Origin of the sequence: Arenibacter hampyeongensis (genome assembly GCF_002909255.1) — a bacterium.
Classification (GTDB): Bacteria; Bacteroidota; Bacteroidia; order Flavobacteriales; family Flavobacteriaceae; genus Arenibacter; species Arenibacter hampyeongensis.
In genome coordinates, this window is the sequence record NZ_PIOB01000002.1 from 260,330 (window position 1) to 281,738 (window position 21,409).

Sequence of the window (21,409 nt, forward strand, 5' to 3'; positions counted from 1 at the left end):
TTAATTAATTATGATTTCATCAGCAAATAGCCAGGAAGGAAGACCTGCCGCGTGATGCCAATAGGGTGTTTCTGTGTTTATAGCCCTTACTTTTATATAACGGGACCTTTTTTCATCAAAATCCAACTTAAAAAATTGGATATCGTTCACTTTGCTGTCTTTGGTCAAGGGTGTTGGATTATTAACGGTTCCTAAATTGAAGAAATGCTCATTATCCAGAGATCCCGAATAGGCCACTTTAGTTGGAAAAAATACAATGTGATTGGTAACCTGCAAAAAGGCCAAGGAAATAGTACTTATTTTCATTGGTTCTCCCAAATCCACAACAACTTCCATATCATTGCCCTCATATCCCAACCAATTGGCATAAAAACTGCTTCCGCCAAGTGCCCCATCCGTTAGGACCATTGGATCTTCCTTGGCATATTTCTTTGGTTGGGTATTAGTGACCACAGCCTTGCCCATGGCCTTGTTCGGCATCCTAGCTACTTCCAGGGCTGACATATAATTAGCCAGATATTCAGTTACGGTAAAACCCATTTCGTTCATCAATACCACATTGTTCTTAGCACAGGTAGCCGTAAAGTTGTCCAATAAGGTGGTTACTAAAGGATTTATACTCTTTTTACCATCGCTAGTGGGAATCAAAAGTCTATATACATCCGTTAACCGCTTTCTACAAGCTTCCAATACTGCGTAATCTACCCCTAAGCGCGCCATTTTAACACGTGCCGCTATTTCCGGTTTTTTTGCTACCGCCTTTTCGGCCTCATTAAAAAGTTGAAAATAATCGTTCAACAACTCAGGATTCAAATAGGAGGTGAATGCCTCGGATGGATCCCCGTATAGGAACAAGAAAAAATCATTATCCTCCTTTATCTTGGCATGAATTTTAGTTATATATTTCTTTACAAATGGTCCCGCCTCTTCATAATACCCGTTGGTAAAATCGGTCAAGAGGTCATCTATATCTTGATCAGGATTCCAAAGGAGTTGGGCAGTAATATAAGATCTAAGTTCAAAAAGTTCACTGGGATTGTTACTGTGCTGTTCAAAAACCCACTTGGCATTGTTATCCCTAAACAATTCAATATTCGGCTGCAGGGTATAGATATTGGGAAATGGAGCCAAAAAATTGGTGAACTGTGTAGTATAATCCCAAATCCTTATGTTGTTGGTCAACTTGCCCCATCCCTCTAAATCGTTTGCAAAATCGGTGCATTTCTCTGCAATAGGCGCACTTCTATCGCATTCTATTGAACAAAGTGTAATCAATACATTATCCAACGGTTTCGTCTTAGATGGTTTCCGGGTATATTGATAGGCCAAAGTCGAAATAGTCTTGTCCGGAAAAGATGCTGCCACCTCGTTCACAAACCTTATCATGGTACCTGATGCACTTCCCTCTTCTTGATCTATTTTGCTACAATTGTCGCACTGGCAATGTTGCTGGTTATCATCCTGACTCACCGATAAAACCTTGGCCTTGGGATATTGTTGAAACAAGGATGCAACGGAATCCTTTACTATTGCCAAGACAGCAGAATTGGTTAAACACAATTGGGTAGGCAACCGTTGATCGCCCCTCAAAGCATAATATTCCGGATTGGATTCATAAAATTTTTCTTCAGGCAAAAATTTATGGAAGGTATGTACCCTTGCATTGGGCACATAATTGGGAAAGGATTCATGAGTCACTTTATGCTTATCGGCAAAATCGGCATTATCATAAAACAATTTAGAATGCACCGTTCTTGTGGTTATTGGCGGGGTATACTCAAAATCTATCCCTGGAAGGTCAATTGTTGGGGAAGTTGGAATTTTCTCAACGCCAGGAGCGTACCATCTACAGCCCAAGTAGCGCTCCAAGAATTCATAAACTGCATATTTTGTTGCCTTAGCAGAACCTCCCGAAATTAGAAGGTTATTACTTTTGGTCCTAATGGATATACCATGTAAGTCATGATCCCTTTCGTAATCGCTCCCCAAGTATATCTTTTTCTTTTCAGCATGTTGGGAAGCTTCATCAACTACATCCAATTTAACTCCACTTATCTCAAATAGATAACTTTGCAGTATCTCCGCGGATTTATTTAGACTTTCAGTAGCCTGTCCAGTAAGTACTATTTCATAATCCGACTTGCCTTCATGAACCAGTTTTATCCCATCCAGATTACAGGATGACAGGATCAATAATACGGGCAAGAGTCCTAGAATTCTGAATTTTGTATTTAATATTTTCATCATCAATTTAATTTAGACCTAGTTGTTCAATTTAAACTCCAATAATTTACTGTTCACTAATTCTTCATGAGTAATAAAGTAACCTTTATGAGTTTTGCCTTGAATACTTATGTTTTCGATAAACTGGTTTTCTTCGGAAAAATTGGAAGTAATTGTCAGTTTTTCCTGCTTGTAATAATCGGTATCCAAATGAATGGTTATTTTATTGAATCTGGGTGTTGTGATCGCATATATAGGATTTGCTGGACTAACGGGGTATATTCCCATCATTGAAAATACGGCCCAAGCGGACATGGTACCCGTATCATCGTTTCCTGGGAGTCCATCTGGAGCATTCTTGTAATATTTATTGAGCAAATCCGAAACCATTTTTTGGCTTCGTTTTTCTTCGCCTCTCACATAATTGAACAAATATGGATAAGCAATATCCGGTTCATTGGCCATATCATATTGTCCCTTGTCAAAAACATCCTGAAGACGACTGGTAAAGGCCTTTGTTCCCCCCATAAGTCTTATTAGTCCTTTGGTATCGTGAGTAACCATAAAGGAATACTGCCAGGCATTCCCTTCAATAAAACCCAAATTCTTCTCAAAATTAGCTCCTGATTCTGGATTGTAAGGCGTTAACCAACTACCATCATCATTTTTTGGTCTTAACAAATTAAATTCCTTATCGAAAAGGTTTCGGTAAGATACCGATCTTTTGGAAAAGCGATTAAAATCCTCTTTTTTGCCCAAGGCTTTGGCCAACTGGGCAATGGCATAATCCGAAATATTGTATTCCTGAGTGGTGGATACCGAACCGCTATTCGTTGTTTTTGTGGTGAGATATCCTTTTTCCAAATAATCCTTAAGTCCTGGCCGCAAGGGATTGGCTTCAATCTGATCGGCACTTTTAAGCATAGCGGAATACGCTTTTTCTACATCAAAATCCTGAATACCCTTCAAATAGGTATCGGCAATTACGATTCCCGCTGGATCGCCTACCATAGTCGTGGTTTCTGTAGCATTTAGTTCCCATTTTGGCAACCAGCCACTCTCATCATAGATCTGGAGCATACTTTTCACCATATCGGATTGTTGCCGGGGATATACCAAGCTCATAAGTTGGTGCAAATTCCGATACGTATCCCAAAGAGAAAAAACGGTATACCGGGTATCTTTGGTTTTTAAGGTTTCCCTAGTTTTCATTTTTGGATAGTCCCCATTAATATCGTTTAAGGTACTGGGATGTATAAGGGTATGGTACAGGGCAGTATAAAACTTGACCTTGTCCTCTTCCTCACCACCTTCTACCTCAATCCTGGATAGATATGTATTCCAGATTGCTCTGGCCTCTGTCAAGATTTGGTCGAAACTGCGTGTAGTTGTTTCCTTGTTTAAATTTTCACGTGCGTTTTCAATGCTCACATAAGAGACTCCTACTTTCATTTCTACAACCGTTGGCTCTTTAAATTTGTAGCGCATATAGCCCCCAATACTATCGCCTACAACTTCTTTTGTATAACCAGGCATTATCCGAGTTTTTCCATTGTAGCCCATCCATTCCCCCTCTGCTCCTTTATAAGTCGTAGGTTTTTTCCAGACTCCAAACTCGTCGGCAGGCGTGGAAAATTGTGCTACAAAATATACCGGATAGGCTTCCTCGGGTTTGTAATAACAAAATGAACCTACACTGCGCACACCTTCAATTTCCGTTGGAGAAACAACCCTAATAGTAGCGCCTTGTTCATTTGTCAATCCTAAACCAAGATTGATCAGTATATTTGCATCCCCTTTAGGAAAGAAATATTTGCTGACCCCTACCCTTGTAGTTGCCGTAGCCTCCACCTTTATATTGTAGTCATCCAAAGTATTGGAGTAGTACCCAACTTTTGACACCTCATTGGAATAAGTAGTTCCATATTTGAGGTGCTCAACTTCCAAATCACCTGTGGTTGGCATGGCCAAAATAACCCCCAACTCCGGGCAGCCTACACCGCTTAAATTAACGTGACTATATCCTGTCAAAAAAGTGTTTTCCTGTATATATGGGGTAGATAACCATCGGCTGTCTTTTTCCAGGGGTAAATTTTCAGCCCCAGCCACATTAAAAGGGGAAACACTGACCATGCCTCTGATAGCAATCGGGCCTGGATTGGTAGTTCCAAAATTTGAAGTCCCAATAAAGGGGTTCACATAATCTACAGGTTTTTTTTGGGCGGCAACCACAAACGAATAAATACTGAATACTATTAAAATTTTGTTTTGTAAATTCATTGTTGCTCTTTACTATTTATGTTTGCATTGAGTGCGCTTCAATCTTATATTTACACAGCCCAAGCCCCTCTCATGAGGGTAGTTCTCTGTACCCTCAGCATTATGTTTATCATCTAGAAAAAACATATTTATTACAATTGTTTTCAAAGAAATATTGAATAAGGAAATAAATCTCTGCTTCCCAAATTCCACGCCCTATGGAATACGATTCACATTTTAATCACCGATAAACATTCCCCACTTGAAAGGTCCTGTCTCACGTATTGGCGGGAGGTTAGGAGTTTTTAAATTTTTTCTTCATATTCCTGGATATATGCTTCAATTGCCCTCAACACATTGTCCATATCCTACAATATTTGGTCATCGGTAAAACGTATAATTTCAATACCCAAGTTATTCATCCTCTCCTCTTTTACAATATCCTTGTCATAAACCTCAACTATACCGTGTGAATAACCGTCAACTTCTATTCCCAACATAAGTTCCTGGCAAAAGAAATCCAAAATATAGTGTCTATAGGTTTCTGACGTTGAAAATCATAACCATACATCTGTTCTGATTTCAACTTTAACCATAGTATTATTTCTGCTTTCGTACTATTATTACGCAAATCACTAGCTAATTCTTTCAACTTAGGATTATAAGGAATGATTTTTCCTTTTTTCATTGTTTTTCCTTTTACACACCCCCAGCCCCTCTCAAGAGGGGAGTTCTCTCCAACTACAGGATTTAACTTATAATTTCAAAAATGCCAATCTTTCAAATAATCCAAAAAAAAAACTCGCATCCAGCATAAATCAACACCTTCTTAAACTTCACTCCTTTTTATTAAGCAATTCATTTTAAACTTAACGATATTAATTCCCCTCTTGAGAGGGGTTAGGGGTGTGTTTTCCGAACACCTAAATTACTCCACTACTACCTCATCAACAAACATCCATGAACCACCACCCGAAGGTGAATTGCCTAAATTTGTTGCTATAACCTTAATATATCTTGCGGTTTGTCCCTCAATTTTTACCTCAAAATCCTTTAATTCCGAACCATTATTAGCCGCATATTCTCTTTTAACAATAGCCACACTTTTAAAGGTCCTCCCGTCTGTTGACAGCAAAACCTCCACTTGGACAGGAAAGTAGATTCCAGAACCTTGATTTTCCAGGGCTCCAACAGAGACCTTTTCCAATTCCGTAGGAGACTCCATATCAATTACCAATTCCATATCACCACCTAGCCAGCCCTGCCATTGGCCATCATGAAAATTTTTGGAACCACGAACTACGTTTACCATCCCCAATTCTTTGGTTCCCTGATAACTGTCGTGGTATTTTTTAATATATGTTACAGGTTTTCCAACAGCTTTATGATAGGTAATTGTTTTCTCAAATAAGGCACCTACTGGTTTGTTTTCTTTAAAAACTTGTGCCTTAATGGTGGTCGTCTTTTTGATGTCTATTGGATCAGTGTACTTTTCAGAGGCCGAAGTAATATCGCTACCATCCAGGGTAAAGCGAATATCCGAGTCTGGAAATTCCGATTTAAGCTCCATCGAAATAGCTGCACTTTCTGGATCCACCGAAGTTTCAGTTGATACTTGATAGGCACTTTTGGCGTAATTAATCCCCATTATTCCATATCTTTCGAATAAGCTGCCTACCCTATTTGAAAAATCGTCCCAATTTCTATTTGCCTTACTGCTCCAAACCGATTCGGCCAAGGCGGCCAAACGTGGATAGGTCATATACTCCGCTTGGGCATTGGTAGGGATATACTCCGTCCATAAATTAGCCTGTCCACCTAAAACATGACTAGCTTGCTCAACCGTCATTTCGTCCACTACAGGATCAAATTGATACACCTTGCTTAGCGGTAAATTACCGCCCCAAGCCAAGGGTTCAACATCTTGGTCTCCTTGGTAATAATCAAAATAACAATGTGAATTTGGACTCATAACTACATCGTGACCGGCCTCAGAAGCTTCCATTCCACCTTTTACACCTCGCCAACTCATGACGGTTGCCCCAGAAGCCAAACCACCCTCCAATATTTCATCCCAACCCAATAAAATTCTTCCCTTGGAACTTAAAAATCGTTCCATACGCTGAATAAAGTAGCTTTGAAGTTCCTCAACATTGGCCAAACCTTCATTTGTAACTCTTTTTTGGCAATCAGTGCATATCTTCCAGTTGGTCTTTGTAGCCTCATCGCCACCTACATGAATATATTGGGATGGAAACAATTCCATAACCTCCAATAAAACGTTCTCCAAAAACTCGAAAGTCGAATCCTTGCCAGCACAATATATTTCAGTTATGGGCCATACCCCTCCAGAAGGTACCATGATCGGTTTTTGAAAACATGATAATTCAGGGTATGCCGCTATAGCACTCATTACATGCGCCGGCATTTCTATTTCCGGAACCACAGTAACTCCCCTACTGCCAGCATAAGCTACAATTTCCTTAATATCCTCTTGGGTATAAAACCCACCATAAGTAGTCTCTGTTCCCAAATCCGGAGTAGGTCTTGCATTCCAAGGCATGTCTTCTTGATCAACCCTAAAACCACCTACTTCCGTTAATTTTGGGTATTTTTTTATTTCTATTCTCCAACCTTGATCATCTACCAAATGCAAGTGTAGGGTGTTCATTTTCAAAAGTGCCAATTGATCTATAGTGGCCAGAACATAATCCTTATCGAAAAAATGTCTGGCAACATCCAGCATATAACCACGCCATTTAAATCGAGGGCTATCTTTAATCTCCACATTGGGAACATCCCAATCTACCTTATTGACCACCTCCTTGCTTTCTATTGCTACCGGAAGCAACTGCCTTATAGTTTCCAATCCATATAAAAAACCACTATAGCCATTAGCAGTTACATTGACATAATTTTCCGTCACCGTTAAGGTATATTCCTCGTCTTTGAGGCTAGAATCCAATAACAATTGAACATAATTTTTGTTGGGAACTGCGGACACCACCTCCATGTTCCATCCGGCAGCTACGGTAAATTTATCCTGCAATACCTTTAGAACCTCCACCTGATTCTTTGGTGACACCAATTTGGTATCCTTGTTAAAGCGAAAAGCACCTTGGCTAAATTTCATTTCCAAAGGCTTGGGAACGATATTTATATCATTTTCCGTAAAAATGGTTCTACTTTCCTCTCCACACCCTACTAGGACAACTAGCAGAATCGCACTAAAGCTTTGAATTATTGTCTTTTTCATTTTACTCCCTTTATACATTTCCATTGACCACCCCAAAATTTTGTTTGATCACATCATTTTATTCATCAACACTTCTAAATTCGCCATCCTCACTTATCTTCAATATCTTTCCGGTAAATGGACTTTTAACCCAAATATTATAACCAAATTTATGTTTGTCCAAATTGGGTTTTATAGACTTGCCCAAAATATTCTTAGGAGCTGCCACTTGCTTTTCGGCATCCTTTTTCCCTTGCAAAACTCCTCTGTACAGGGAATACAAATGCCATTTTATATGATCGTCCTGCGGAATTGAAAAACTATCCTTTCCGCCTGCTACTTCTGATGAAAAGTAAACATAGCCCCAATGCTCCGGCTCATGCATGTTAATAACTCCCTGGGGAGACCACACCCAATTATACTCCGGAAGGAACTTGCCCTTATCATCCTTTTTTCTGGAATACCTCCCATCCGTTAAATCGAAATTCCAGTTGACCCTAGAAAAATTAATCCTCCAAAAATCGTTCTGCGGCACATCATTACCATTGCTTGCTTCCGTAATCACCTTCCACGGAATAGCTATTTCAACTGTCCATCCTTTGTCCATATCGGAGGAATCATTTAATGTACCATCGATACTTACCGCTGATTTTACACCTTGAATATCCCAACTGTCGATCACTTTTCCATGATTCCTATACGGCTTGGTAAGAAACAGGTCCCAAAGTGTATTATGGGCATTCATTTCGTATTCGTAATAGTTATGTGTATCGCCATCGGGGTCTATGAAAATTTCAAAATCATTGTTATAAAAAATAACGGTATCCCTTTGTTTTAAGGTGGCCCACACATGTGGCTCATCCATTTCCGCCATCACATATAGGTAATCGTTATCCCATAACATTTTCATCCTGGTCTTATGTTTAGGCGTCATTTTACCCTCGATATCAATATAATTTTGGGACCAGGCGGCCTTTTGCCATGAAGCGTCATCTCCTTTTCCATCTATAACCAAGGTTTCATTCGCCTTAAAAGCGATATAGTTCCTAGGTACTAACTCTTGAGCCTTTAATATGGTAGTGCCTATGGATAAAAGCAAAAGCACCAATGACCAGATTCTGGTTTGGTTGGAATAAGTGGTTTTCATATTTTAGTTTTTATAGTTTCTAATCAACATTAAATTTACCCTCGGAAAATCTGGAACTATAAACTATTCTCCTTGGTAAATTTTACAATTTCGGATATACGTCCAAATGCCAAACCGGTAACCGTATCGGCCGCCCCATAATAAATGGCAACCTTGTCTTCCTCAACAGAATGTAGCGCAGCGCATGGAAATACTACATTTGGTACATCGCCCACACATTCATAATTGGTCTGTGGGGACAATAAATAAGGTTTCGTCCTATATAATACTTGATCCGGCCTTTCTTTATCCAAAATAGCCGCTCCCATGGAATATCTAAACCCGTTACAGGTATTTATGACCCCATGGTAAAATGTTAACCACCCCTCATCTGTAAGTATAGGAATGGGTCCTGCTCCAATTTTGGTACACTGCCACGCACTATCCACAAATGGTGTGACCTTCATAACACATCTATGTTCTCCCCAGAACTTCATATCCGGACTAAAGCTAATGTAGATATCACCAAAAGGTGTATGCCCGTTGTCACTTGGCCTGCTTAGCATAGCATATTTCCCATCAATTTTTTCAGGAAACAACACCCCATTTCTATTAAAAGGTAAAAAAGCATTTTCACATTGAAAAAATTCCTTGAAATCAAAGGTATATCCTATTCCAATAGTTGGACCATTATACCCATTACACCAGGTAATCCAGTATCTATCCTCTATAAAGACAACCCTAGGGTCATATTTATAGTCGGATTCGATCATATCGGTATTACCGGCCTGGAATTGAATGGGGTCATGATTAATATCCCAATCTATACCATTATTGCTAAAACCGGCAAAAATATTCATTTGAACCGCCTTATTATCACAGCGAAATACCCCGGCAAACCCGTCTTGAAATGGTACTACGGCACTATTAAAAATACTGTTGGAAGAAGGTATTGCATCCCTCTTTACCACAGGGTTCTCTGAATATCTCCAAACTACATCTGCACTATTGGAAGGCCTTTCTTGCCATGGAATGTTACTCACTTTATATTGATTTAAATATTATAACTAATCTTATTTCACTCTAATGTAATCTATCTATTACTTAGTTCTAGGAACTAGTCAATTTTTCTAATTTGGTATTTTTCGTACTTTATCCAACCAGGTAAACTTTAAAATTGCCGAAGTGACAACAAATACCACCAATGCAATGACAGCCTTAGGGTAATCCCTGATCATAAAGTAAATGGGCAGTACGATCATACTTGACTGCCAAATTATGCCAACGGCGCAGTTCATCATATCCCACCAAAATTCCTTGTTTTTTTCAAAGGTGGGATCTTCCGCCTTCAACTCTTTATAAATCGGATTCCACCAACCCCAAGGTTTCACATTTTTATAGAACGATTTTAATACCTCCATATCGGTCGCGGGGCTAAAATAGGTTCCCAAAAACGAACCCAACATAGAGACCCCAAAAATAATAGGAAACAGGTAAATGGCATGAACATGGGACAGTTCGTACAACAGGCTACCCTCCGTAAAATTACCCTTGTTATTATCCAGTACAAATTGTAATGAAGCTATAATCAAACCGGACAACATACCCCAAAAATAGCCCCAGCCGTTAAATCGCCACCAAATCCATTTTAAAAAATTAGCGGCAACATATCCCCCAAAAAGCGCACTTGTTATCCACAGGGTCAGCGAATTGATGGAATCTGCAAAAAATCCCATAAAAACACCTAAAATTACTACCAAAAATGAAGCTATGTGACTCACTTTTATATAATGCTTATGTGATGCTTCCGGCTTAAAATATTTTTTATAAATATCGTTGACCAAATAAGCTGGACCGGCATTTACAAAAGCTGAGAAAGTGGACATAAAAGCAGCGAGCAAACCGGCCAATAGCAAGCCTTTTATCCCTACCGGCACATGAAAGTTGATTACTTTGGGAAGCAAAACCTCCAACTCGGCTCCTGTAAGTCCTGGATTGGCAATCATTTCCGGAGTTAGTACCACCAAGGCTATAACAACAATCCCGGTTATTAACAAATACCTAGGGATAAACAGTACCAAATTTGTAAAACCACTCATATAGGCGGCATCCTTCACTGTTCGGGTAGACAAGATTCTTTGAAGGTCGTAACTGGGTGTCGGTCCCGCTATACTGGCAAAGAAACCTTTAAAAAGTGTCATTCCTATTAGAGCTCCGAACATTTTATATCCCTCGGAATCGATCAAATTATTAAACGCCTCAAATTCGGCATCCCAATGGGTGCCCAATTCCCAACCAAAAAATACATTTTTCCATTCCGTACTAATAACAGCATTGATTTCTACATCGGTAAAAGCAAAAAAGGCATAACCCGCCACTAGAACTCCTGCAATTACCATGATAATATACTGTAAAACTTCAGTGGCCACCACCGAGAACATCCCCCCTTTTACCGTATAAATGGTGGTCAAAAATATGATGATCATTGCATATGACTGCTCAGAGGTAAGTAAAACCATTTCTCCCAAATGCATGGCCAAATCCCAAGGAAGGATAATGGTCAAAAATTTGCCTACACCTTCAAAGAAATAAGCAATAAATCCCACGGCAGCTACAATGGCAAATACAGCAACTATACTATGGGAAGCCCTCCCGGCCCTATCATCCCCAAAGCGGGTTAGAATCCATTCCGAACCGGTCATAATATTTGACCTCCGAATCCAGACGGCCAAAAACATCATCACGAAAATCTGGTTCCAAATAGGCCATAACCACATGAACATGAAGCTTTTTACCCCGTACAAAAACAGGATTCCCACCATCCAGGCGGTACCGGATACATCAAACATGCCCGAGCCATTACTGAGTCCCAGATAGTACCATTTTATATTGTTCCCCCCTAAAAAATATGATTTGAGCCCTTTGGATGCCTTTTTTGAAACCCAAATACCTACGAAAAGCGTCAACACTATATAGGCAACAATTATTGCAATATCAATTACATTCATTAAAATTTATTTTAGCGTTGTAGAAAATAGTCCGCCGATTAGGGTTTCTTGTCCATAAGGGTCAAAAATAGGCCATAGCCTTATGTTTTTTTTGCCATTAAAGTCAACTGCTCTTATTTTTTTTATAAATTCCCCGAATTTTCATGGCCGTGCAGCCACTTTTCAAAAATTATATAAAAATATTGGCGGTAACTACTTATCAGAATTAAATATTTAATTTTTTTCGAGGAAGGAGAATAAATTTAGACCAACAACCTACCCGTAAAGCCAAACGCCTAATATTAGAATTAAAGTTAGTAATCAATACCTATGCAAATTAATAAGTTGAATCATAAATTACTTGGTAGAAATGGCTCTGGCGATTTCAATATCAACTACAAGCACCATATCATTTTTTGGGTAGTCTATATCCTATTTAATATTTTCCGTTGGGGAAATTTACATCAGGATTTTGCCTATTCCATAAAAACCAATCTATTGGGATTCCCCATACACATGGCCCTGGCATACTTCAATATTTATTTCTTAATGCCAAAATTTGTTTACACCAAACGATATTTTTCTTACACCGTTTTATTGCTTGCTACATTATTTGTTGGACTTATTGTAAAATTCAACCTTACCTATTATTTGGTCAGCAATAATGTAATGCCTGAGGCTGGGGACGTTGAAAGCCTCACTTTAAATTATGCCATAGTAACTATGTTGGGAGAACTTTATGTAATGTCTTTTGTAACAGCTATAAAAATTACGGTGGATTGGCTAAATGAAAACAGTAAATTGCATGAACTGGAAAAAAGGCAATTGACAACGGAATTGAAATTCCTTAGATCCCAAGTAAGTCCACATTTCTTCTTTAACACACTAAATAATATATATTCCCTAACTTTAGAAAAATCGGACCGTGCTCCGGAAATTGTACTTAGATTATCCGAATTAATGCGTTACTTGCTATATGCAACGGACAAACCCTATCAAGAATTGACAAAAGAAATTGAATGCATTCAAAATTATATCGATTTGGAACGTATTCGATTCGACAATTCCTTAAAAATTGATGTGAATATTTCAGGGGATATTGAAGAAAAAAAAATTGCCCCTATGCTTTTAATGCCTTTTATTGAAAATTGCTTTAAACATGGTGCCGGTAAAAATATTGGCAAAATGTACATTAAAATACACTTGGAGGTAATTGATGATATGTTGAATTTTGAGGTGAGCAATAACCTACCACCAAATACACCGCGAAATAAATTAAATAAAACGGATTATGGAATTGGACTTTCCAATGTAAAAAAACGCTTGGAATTGGGATATGAACCGGAAGATTATAATCTTTCTATATTTGAAAAAGATAAAATGTTTAATGTTATTCTTAAATTAAAGGTGTAATGAGTTTTAAGGTAATAATAATTGACGATGAACCACTGGCAATAAATATATTAAAAAACTACGTAGAGCAGATTAAAGAATTGGTACTGGTACAAACCTTTACCAACGCCATTGATGCTTCCACTTTTTTACAGAGAAATGAGGTAGACATTATATTTTTGGATATCAATATGCCCATCATGAATGGTCTGGACCTCCTCGGCAGTATTAATTCAAAGGCCATGGTGGTAATGACGACGGCCCATGAGGATTATGCACTGAAAAGTTTTGAATTGGAAGCCATAGATTATTTGGTAAAACCAATACCTTTTCACAGATTTTTAAAAACAGTCCACAGAATAATAAATTTAAAGGAAGGATTTTCTAAAAAAGAAACACAGAACACCAATGAAAATCAAAGTATTTTTGTAAAGGTTGATAAGAAAAAATTACAAAAAATTTACTTGGATGACATAATCGTTATAGAAAGCTTAAAGGACTACATCCGAATAAAGACTAAAGCCAACAAATATGTTATTCATAGAACATTGAGCAGTTTTACTGAAGAACTACCATCGGATAAATTCATTAGAATTCATAGGTCTTATACCATAGCAATTGATAAAATAGAAGCTATTGAAGGTAACAGTTTGGAAGTGCAAGGTATTAGATACACCATTGGTCGCAGTTATCTAAACGAGGTTAAGAGTAAAATTCTTGATGAGAATCTTGAATAAAATGTGATAATTACGCTTAATTCCATTTATCTGACAGCATTTAGCTTCCATAATTAGTCATTTGTCGAAATTTAAGGTTAAATAAATGTAAAGACACTAATTTAGAAGGTGTTAATTTATTGTAAGCCAAATGTCTATCAAACCACTAAATTATTGCTATCCACATTACCAAACAGGGTCTTGTGTACTTTTGGTATTAATTCTCTCCATAATCACCTTAGGTTGTAATACCGGAGTACAAACCTCGGAAACATTAACCAGCAATGAATTTAAAGGGAAGGTTCCCGACAAAATCGACTTTACTTTTGACGTAAAACCAATATTATCTGACCGATGCTTCAAATGCCATGGACCGGATAAAAATGCTATTGAGGGCGGACTTTCTCTGAACACCGCCGAAGATGCTTATACCGCATTGGGGAAAAATAAAGACCACTACGCCATTGTACCTGGTGATGTAAAAAAAAGTGAATTGGTTAATCGCATATACACCAAGGACGAATCTTTAATGATGCCACCACCCGAATCCAACCTGGAGCTTAGTGAATATGAAAAGGAGATTCTAAAAAAATGGATAGACCAAGGCGCTGAATTTAAAACCCATTGGGCATTTATTGCTCCTGAAACACCCAAAGTGCCTAAAACGAATAACACAACTTGGGTTCAAAATGAAATTGACCAATTTGTATTATCCAAACTGGAACAAAATGGATTGGAACCCAATGAAAAGGCCTCAAAAGAAAAGTTATTGCGTCGTGTATCTTATGACCTTACAGGATTACCTCCTAGCGTGGAACAGATTGAAGCTTTCGTAAAAAATGATTCACCTTCAGCCTACGAAATAATAATAGACTCCCTTTTAAATACCGTAGACTACGCAGAGCATATGTCCTCAGAATGGATGGATATTGCCCGCTATGCGGACACCCACGGATACCAAGATGATTTTGAACGTATCATGTGGCCTTGGCGGGATTGGGTTATTCACGCCTTTAAGAAAAACTTGCCCTATGATCAATTTATCACCTATCAATTGGCTGGAGATTTAATGCCCAATGCAAATGCAGAACATATTCTGGCGACCGGGTTCAATAGAAACCACAAGATCACCTTTGAAGGAGGGGTTATTCCGGAGGAATATCGAATTGAGTATGTAGAGGACCGGGCAGTAACCTTTGGTACGGCTTTTCTTGGTCTTACTTTTGAATGTGCCCGTTGCCATGACCATAAATATGATCCCATAAGTCAGAAAAACCACTTTGAATTGTTTAGTTTCTTCAACAATATAGATGAACTGGGATTGACACCTGGGGGTGCCGGGAAAATTCCAAAACCCTATATGACCATAACGGAAAAGGAAAAAAATGGCGTATTGAGTTTTGTACAACTTCAAAAAACAAGCATGAAGGAAGTTCCTGTCATGGTAATGAACGAGATGCAGGAAATAAGGCCTTCGTATATACTCAACAGGGGCGTCTATGATCAACCCACAACACAGGTGTATCCCAACACGCCGGAGTCCATACTCCCTTTCCCGGAAGACTATCCCAAAAATAGATTGGGACTGGCCAAATGGTTGTTCCATGAGGACAATCCCTTGACCGCCAGGGTTACTGTAAACAGGTTCTGGCAACGTATGTTCGGCAGTGGCTTGGTGGCTTCTTCCTTCGATTTCGGTAATCAGGGATCACTTCCAACACATCCTGAATTGTTGGATTTTCTAGCCATAAAATTTAGGGATGAAGGCTGGGATACAAGAAAGATTTTAAAGTATATAGCACTTTCTGCAACCTATCAACAAAGCACCAAAGTTTCCAAGGAATTACAAGAATTAGATCCTGAAAACCGCCTTTTGGCACGTGCCCCAAGATTAAGGCTCACGGCAGAATTAATAAGGGACCAGGCACTTAAAATAAGTGGATTGCTCAACAAGGAAGTAGGAGGACCAAGTGTTAAACCCTATCAGCCAGATGGCATTTGGGAAGCTACCACAGGTGGTGGTGGTGGTAGTACGGCCACATACATTACCAGTACCGGGAAAGATCTTTATAGAAAAAGTTTGTACACCTTTTGGAAGAGAACGGTTCCTCCTCCCAGCATGATGACTTTTGATGCCGCATCCAGAGACCTTTGTTCCGTAAAGCGTCAGGAGACCAATACTCCTTTACAGGCCTTGGTACTACTTAACGACCCCCAAATTATTGAGGCTTCGAGAATAATTGCAAGAAATGCCATTGATCGCAATAAAGAAACCCATGATCAGATTAGGTACATTTTTAAGCAAGCAACCTCCAGAGACCCAGATCAGGAGGAATTGACCATGTTGAGCGATTATTACACCAGTATGCTCCAAAAAGTTGAGGGAGAAGGAATAGAGGCCCAGGAATACTTGTCCATTGGAGCCACTGAAAGGGATAAAAACATTTCAGAATCCCAATTGGCAGCTTTGGCTTTAACCGCACACACCATTTTAAACTTGGACGAAACTATAACAAGAGGCTAAATATGAGTGAGAAAAAAATAATAGAGGAAAGGTCGCTTATATTAAATCGACGGTCATTTTTAGGCAAAACTGCTCTTGGCGTAGGTGGTGTTGCTTTGGCATCCTTATTGGGCGCCAACCTTTTTAGAAAAGATAAAAATGGTATTTTAACCAAGGATGATAGTCTAAATGGGGTAAAGGGAATTTTAAATTCACTTCATCATCCCGCTAAAATTAAAAGGGTTATATATCTGTTTCAAAGTGGAGGTCCATCGCAACTTGAACTTTTTGACTACAAGCCTTTATTGAACCAAAGACGTGGTGAGGATCTTCCGGAATCCATTAGGAACGGCCAACGGCTTACAGGCATGACCGCAGGACAGGACAAATTCCCTTTGGTCGGTTCCCAATTCAAGTTTAATCAACACGGCAAGAACGGCACATATATAAGTGAACTACTTCCTTACACGGCCAAAATGGTGGATGAACTGTGCATCATAAAATCCATGTATACAGAAGCCATCAACCATGACCCAGCCGTTACATTTTTCCAAACAGGTTCCCAGCAACCTGGAAGACCCAGCATAGGATCTTGGTTAAGTTATGGTTTGGGCAGCGAAAACGAAAACCTTCCTGCATTTACCGTGCTATTGTCACGCGGAACCGGCAGACCCAATGGACAACCATTATACACCAGATTATGGGGCAATGGATTTTTACATTCCCTACACCAAGGAGTGCAATTTAGGGCCGCCAAAGATCCTGTATTGTATTTAAATGACCCCAAGGGCATTACCAAGGAGGTTAAACGGGAAATGCTGGATAATTTGGCTGCCTTGAACGATAAGCATTACCAAGAATCCGGTGATCCAGAAATTAAAAGCAGGATTGCACAGTATGAAATGGCATATAGGATGCAAACCTCTGTCCCCAATGTAATGGACACAACCAAGGAACCCGACTATATCTATGAAATGTACGGTCCCGAAGCCAAAATTCCGGGCACTTATGCAGCAAATTGCCTTTTGGCAAGAAGATTGGCAGAACAGGACGTACGTTTTATCCAATTATATCATATGGGGTGGGATCAACACGATAATCTTCCAGGAGCCATTGCAAAACAAGCCAAAGACGTAGACCAAGCCTCTGCAGCCCTAGTGGCAGATCTTAAACAAAGAGGCTTATTGGAAGACACCCTAGTGATTTGGGGAGGAGAATTTGGAAGGACCAATTATTCCCAAGGCCTTTTAACCGAAACCAGTTACGGAAGGGACCATCATCCAAGGTCTTTCACTATTTGGATGGCAGGCGGTGGCATTAAGCCGGGCATGGTTTATGGGGAAACGGATGATTTTGGATATAATATTGTTAAAGATCCTGTCCATGTCCATGATTTCCAGGCTACAATGCTTCATTTACTGGGCATAGACCATGAAAAGTTAATCTATAAGTATCAGGGAAGAAGGTTTAGATTAACAGATGTTGAGGGACATATTATAAAGGATATTTTGACTTAAATAAAAATTTAACCATACAACAGTTGGGTTAAGGATTTTCATGTTATTGGCTTATATGGTTTAGAAGCAGATTGGCTATATCCGGAAATTAAAAATTATATAGAAAAAACACCAGATTAAGGACACCATATCATGGATGTTTTTAGATGAAATATTGATAGAATAAAATGATGCTACAGATTATAGACATTGGGCGCCTACACCCCCTATTGGTACATTTGCCCATTGGCATACTTGTATTGGCCTTTTTGATGGAACTTTACCATAGAAAGAAAGCTTCTGGCACCGAATACAAGTTAATCACATTTACCCTTGCCATAGCAGCCCTAACAACAGTTTTATCTGTTGGCAGTGGTTGGTTATTGGGAGAAGATGGGGGTTATGATGAGACCTTATTGTTTAGACATCGCTGGATGGCGGTAGGCTTGGCTATAGGTGCTACATTACTGTTTCTCATTAAAAAATATCCTAGATCCTGGTCCAAAACCGTTTATTTGCCTCTTTTTATCGCAGTAATGGGACTCTTGAGTTTAACCGGTCATTTTGGGGGCAGTATGACCCATGGCGAAGACTATCTTTTCAATACTGATCAAACCAAAAAACCAGTAATTACCGATGTTGACAAGGCGCTTGTTTTCAACGATATTGTAAAGCCCATTCTGGATGATAAGTGTGTAAGTTGCCACAACCCCAATAAAATTAAGGGAGGTTTAATAATGACCAACAAAAATCAACTCCTTAATGGCGGAGACTCCGGAAGTATTTTTTTGGCCGAAGAGGGAGAACTTCCAGCTTTGATACATCATATTAAACTACCAATGGAAGACGAGGTACATATGCCGCCAAAGGGTAAGGTACAACTCACTAACCATGAAATAGAATTATTGGAATGGTGGATCGGTCATGAAAATTGCTTTGATTGCGTTGCTGGAACATTGGACAAAACAGAAAAAATCAGTGCTATTTTAAGCTCATTGGAAGAGGATACATCCACAAGGGCCCTTATTGCAAAAGAAGTGGAAATGGTACCTGAAGAATGGCTGGCCTCCATAAACCTAAATGGCCCAGTGGTTACAAAATTATCAGCAAAAAATCCGCTATTGATAGTAAATTTGTCCGGAATCAAAGATTTAGGAAAAAGTAATCTCAAGGCCCTAAAAAAGCATGCCGAAAATATTGTTGAACTCAATTTGGCCAACTCCAATTTTAGTGACACGATTTCTTCGTATTTAACTTCCTTTAAAAATCTTACAAAACTACAATTACAAAATACTGTAATTACGGATAAGTCCATGGAAACTTTGAGTGATCTAAAACACTTGGAGTCCCTGAATATATACGGTACCGAAATTTCCGATAAGGGTCTGGAAAAATTAACCTCTCTTTCCGGTTTAAAAACTTTATATCCATGGAATTCCAAAATCAGCAAGGAAGCTTTAGATGTTTATAGCAGTAATTATCCCCAAGTCACGGTCGTAAGTTTGGATGAAGACCTCTTTACTCCGTCCAGCCTGGATCCGCCGTCCATAATTGCCGATACAGACTTTTTTACGGATTCCATAGAAATTACATTGGATTATTTTTTTAAGGGAGTGGACATCTATTACACCTTGGATGGTACTGAACCCGACACCACCTCCACTAAATACAACAAACCCATTTTACTCAACAACTCTACCGAAATTAAGGCGGTAAGCCATAAACCGGGTTGGGAATTAAGTAATGTAAAAACAGTAAGTTTTAAAAAATCGAACATTCTTCCCAGTTCCATAACCCTGAACAATAAACCAAACGACAAATACAAGGGAAATGGAGGAAATACCTTGATCGATCTAAAAAGGGGAACTATTAATTTTGTTGATGGGAATTGGATCGGTTATGAAGGCAGCAGTTTTGCCGCCATCTTAAAACTCAAAAAAGAAGAATTGATTTCTACGGTGTCCGTAGGAGCATTTTCTTCACCTGAGAAATGGATTTTCTTTCCTACGGGATTCAAGGTATGGGTATCACAGGATGGAAGCAATTTTAAACTTGTTCATACCGAAAAAATAAAAGCTGAACGCCCTAATTCAGATACCAAATTTAAATTTTTCGACCTTAATATACCACCAACGAAATCCAATTTCGTAAAAGTAGAAGTAATGAGTCAACTTACGAATCCTTCCTGGCATCCCAACCCAGGAGGCAAAAGTTGGTTATTTGTAGATGAGATAGTACTTAACTAAGGTTAATCCATATTGCACATAAAAAGTCTTGTGTAACAATTATTACATATAGATTTTCAGATAGCATTATCTTTGCAGATTAAATATGTAATATGGAATATATACTTCAACCATGGCCATGGTATGTTTCCGGGCCATTGATTGCCTTTACGATGCTAATGTTGGTGTATTTTGGAAAAACATTCGGAATGTCATCCAACTTACAGACTCTATGCTCTATTGGCGGTGCCGGTAAATATTCAGACTATTTCAGGTTCGACTGGAAGGCTCAGCGCTGGAATTTGACCGTTGTGCTAGGTGCAATTATTGGTGGGTTTATAGCTACACAATTTTTATCTGATGGTTCAACAATTGCCTTGAGTAGCGAGACCATTTCAGAGTTGAACAATTTAGGTTTTAATGGTGTTGGCGAGTCGCTCTTACCTCCCGAAATTTATAGTTGGGAAAATGTGATGAGCGTAAAAGGGATATCAATCTTAGTCATTGCCGGATTTTTGGTAGGCTTTGGTACAAGGTATGCCGGAGGATGTACTTCGGGCCATGCCATTACAGGCTTAAGCAATCTACAATTGCCCTCACTAATAGCGGTAATAGGATTTTTTATAGGGGGACTAATCATGACCTTCTTTATTTTACCCCTTATTTTTGGTGCATAAAACGGAATTCAAGATTTAGACCTTTATTGTGATGGGCCAATTCTAAATTTAGATGTGATCAAAAGAGCATCAGTTAATAATTAAGTTTCAGGCTGTAGAAATTATTCTCGGCAAAAAGTACATAACATAAATAAAATGAAATTCTTAAAATTCTTGTTGGTAGGTATCTTCTTTGGTATTGTTCTGGTAAAATCGGAAGCAGTATCATGGTATCGCATCTATGAAATGTTCAAGTTCCAATCCTTTCATATGTATGGAATTATTGGCTCTGCAGTTTTTTTAGGCGTGCTATTTATTTGGATCTTCAAAAAATACAAGGTAAAAAGTATTGAAGGCAAAGACATAGATTTGGCGCCAAAAGACAAAGGTGTGACAAGATATATTCTTGGGGGTACCATCTTTGGATTTGGATGGGCCTTGGCAGGTGCTTGCCCAGGACCTATGTATATTTTAGTAGGTACTGGTGTTTTTAGTATGTTTATTGTAATTGCAGCCGCCTTATTGGGAACTTTTATCTACGGCCTACTGCAGAACAAACTACCACATTAAGTCAAAATATTCCATATAAAC

13 protein-coding genes and 1 pseudogene are annotated in these 21,409 nt (G+C 38.9%); 7 read left to right on the forward strand and 7 right to left on the reverse strand.

All coding sequences use genetic code 11. The annotated features are described in order from the left end of the window. The 7 genes and pseudogenes from CWD91_RS06020 to CWD91_RS06050 form a co-directional block, all read right to left on the reverse strand. Positions 1-2,247, reverse strand: a complete 2,247-nt coding sequence (locus tag CWD91_RS06020; RefSeq protein ID WP_103440080.1) for a DUF4838 domain-containing protein — start codon at positions 2,245-2,247, stop codon at positions 1-3. Positions 2,248-2,262: 15 nt separating this feature from the next. Then, positions 2,263-4,503: a GH92 family glycosyl hydrolase gene (locus tag CWD91_RS06025; protein ID WP_103440081.1), complete on the reverse strand. Its 2,241-nt coding sequence runs from the start codon at positions 4,501-4,503 to the stop codon at positions 2,263-2,265. Positions 4,504-4,850: 347 nt separating this feature from the next. Then, positions 4,851-5,170 (reverse strand): annotated as a pseudogene (locus CWD91_RS23170) (endonuclease domain-containing protein). A gap of 240 nt (positions 5,171-5,410) precedes the next feature. Further along, a complete protein-coding gene (locus CWD91_RS06035; RefSeq protein ID WP_103440504.1) occupies positions 5,411-7,738 on the reverse strand; it encodes a glycoside hydrolase family 20 protein in 2,328 nt (775 codons plus the stop codon). Positions 7,739-7,796: 58 nt separating this feature from the next. Further along, the gene (locus CWD91_RS06040) at positions 7,797-8,864 is read right to left on the reverse strand and encodes a carbohydrate-binding family 9-like protein (RefSeq protein ID WP_103440082.1); all 1,068 of its coding nucleotides are present in this window, start codon (positions 8,862-8,864) and stop codon (positions 7,797-7,799) included. Positions 8,865-8,920: 56 nt separating this feature from the next. Continuing rightward, entirely contained in the window at positions 8,921-9,886 is a 966-nt protein-coding gene (locus tag CWD91_RS06045; protein ID WP_103440083.1) for a glycoside hydrolase family 130 protein, read from the reverse strand. 87 nt (positions 9,887-9,973) lie between these two features. Further along, entirely contained in the window at positions 9,974-11,851 is a 1,878-nt protein-coding gene (locus tag CWD91_RS06050) for a sodium:solute symporter family protein (protein ID WP_103440084.1), read from the reverse strand. A 309-nt stretch (positions 11,852-12,160) separates the two neighbouring features. Between CWD91_RS06050 and CWD91_RS06055 the strand changes: the two genes are divergently transcribed. From CWD91_RS06055 to CWD91_RS06085, 7 genes are all read left to right on the forward strand, one after another. Next, positions 12,161-13,243, forward strand: coding sequence for a sensor histidine kinase (locus CWD91_RS06055; RefSeq protein WP_103440085.1), 1,083 nt, complete (start codon positions 12,161-12,163; stop codon positions 13,241-13,243). Continuing rightward, positions 13,243-13,959, forward strand: coding sequence for a LytR/AlgR family response regulator transcription factor (locus tag CWD91_RS06060; protein ID WP_103440086.1), 717 nt, complete (start codon positions 13,243-13,245; stop codon positions 13,957-13,959). Before CWD91_RS06055 ends, CWD91_RS06060 begins: the two co-directional genes overlap by 1 nt. Positions 13,960-14,089: 130 nt before the next feature. Further along, complete coding sequence (locus CWD91_RS06065; RefSeq protein WP_103440087.1) at positions 14,090-16,462, forward strand: PSD1 and planctomycete cytochrome C domain-containing protein; 2,373 nt, start codon at positions 14,090-14,092, stop codon at positions 16,460-16,462. 2 nt (positions 16,463-16,464) lie between these two features. After that, a complete protein-coding gene (locus CWD91_RS06070) occupies positions 16,465-17,958 on the forward strand; it encodes a DUF1501 domain-containing protein (RefSeq protein WP_103440088.1) in 1,494 nt (497 codons plus the stop codon). Positions 17,959-18,125: 167 nt separating this feature from the next. After that, positions 18,126-20,183 (forward strand): FN3 associated domain-containing protein, encoded by a 2,058-nt coding sequence (locus CWD91_RS06075; protein WP_103440089.1) that lies wholly within the window; start codon positions 18,126-18,128, stop codon positions 20,181-20,183. Positions 20,184-20,275: 92 nt separating this feature from the next. After that, the gene (locus tag CWD91_RS06080; protein ID WP_103440090.1) at positions 20,276-20,839 is read left to right on the forward strand and encodes a YeeE/YedE family protein; all 564 of its coding nucleotides are present in this window, start codon (positions 20,276-20,278) and stop codon (positions 20,837-20,839) included. 135 nt (positions 20,840-20,974) lie between these two features. Then, on the forward strand, positions 20,975-21,388 hold the full coding sequence (locus CWD91_RS06085) for a DUF6691 family protein (protein WP_103440091.1): 414 nt from the start codon (positions 20,975-20,977) through the stop codon (positions 21,386-21,388). Positions 21,389-21,409: the final 21 nt, after the last annotated feature.

Bases quoted from the DNA above. Each gene is read 5' to 3' on its own strand.
- CWD91_RS06050 (WP_103440084.1), bottom strand. From the start codon at position 11,851: ATGAATGTAATTGATATTGCAATAATTGTTGCCTATATAGTGTTGACG.
- CWD91_RS06025 (WP_103440081.1), bottom strand. From the start codon at position 4,503: ATGAATTTACAAAACAAAATTTTAATAGTATTCAGTATTTATTCGTTT.
- CWD91_RS06065 (WP_103440087.1), top strand. From the start codon at position 14,090: ATGTCTATCAAACCACTAAATTATTGCTATCCACATTACCAAACAGGG.
- CWD91_RS06085 (WP_103440091.1), top strand. From the start codon at position 20,975: ATGAAATTCTTAAAATTCTTGTTGGTAGGTATCTTCTTTGGTATTGTT.
- CWD91_RS06055 (WP_103440085.1), top strand. From the start codon at position 12,161: ATGCAAATTAATAAGTTGAATCATAAATTACTTGGTAGAAATGGCTCT.
- CWD91_RS06020 (WP_103440080.1), bottom strand. From the start codon at position 2,247: ATGATGAAAATATTAAATACAAAATTCAGAATTCTAGGACTCTTGCCC.
- CWD91_RS06035 (WP_103440504.1), bottom strand. From the start codon at position 7,738: ATGAAAAAGACAATAATTCAAAGCTTTAGTGCGATTCTGCTAGTTGTC.
- CWD91_RS06040 (WP_103440082.1), bottom strand. From the start codon at position 8,864: ATGAAAACCACTTATTCCAACCAAACCAGAATCTGGTCATTGGTGCTT.
- CWD91_RS06075 (WP_103440089.1), top strand. From the start codon at position 18,126: ATGATGCTACAGATTATAGACATTGGGCGCCTACACCCCCTATTGGTA.
- CWD91_RS06080 (WP_103440090.1), top strand. From the start codon at position 20,276: ATGGAATATATACTTCAACCATGGCCATGGTATGTTTCCGGGCCATTG.
- CWD91_RS06070 (WP_103440088.1), top strand. From the start codon at position 16,465: ATGAGTGAGAAAAAAATAATAGAGGAAAGGTCGCTTATATTAAATCGA.
- CWD91_RS06060 (WP_103440086.1), top strand. From the start codon at position 13,243: ATGAGTTTTAAGGTAATAATAATTGACGATGAACCACTGGCAATAAAT.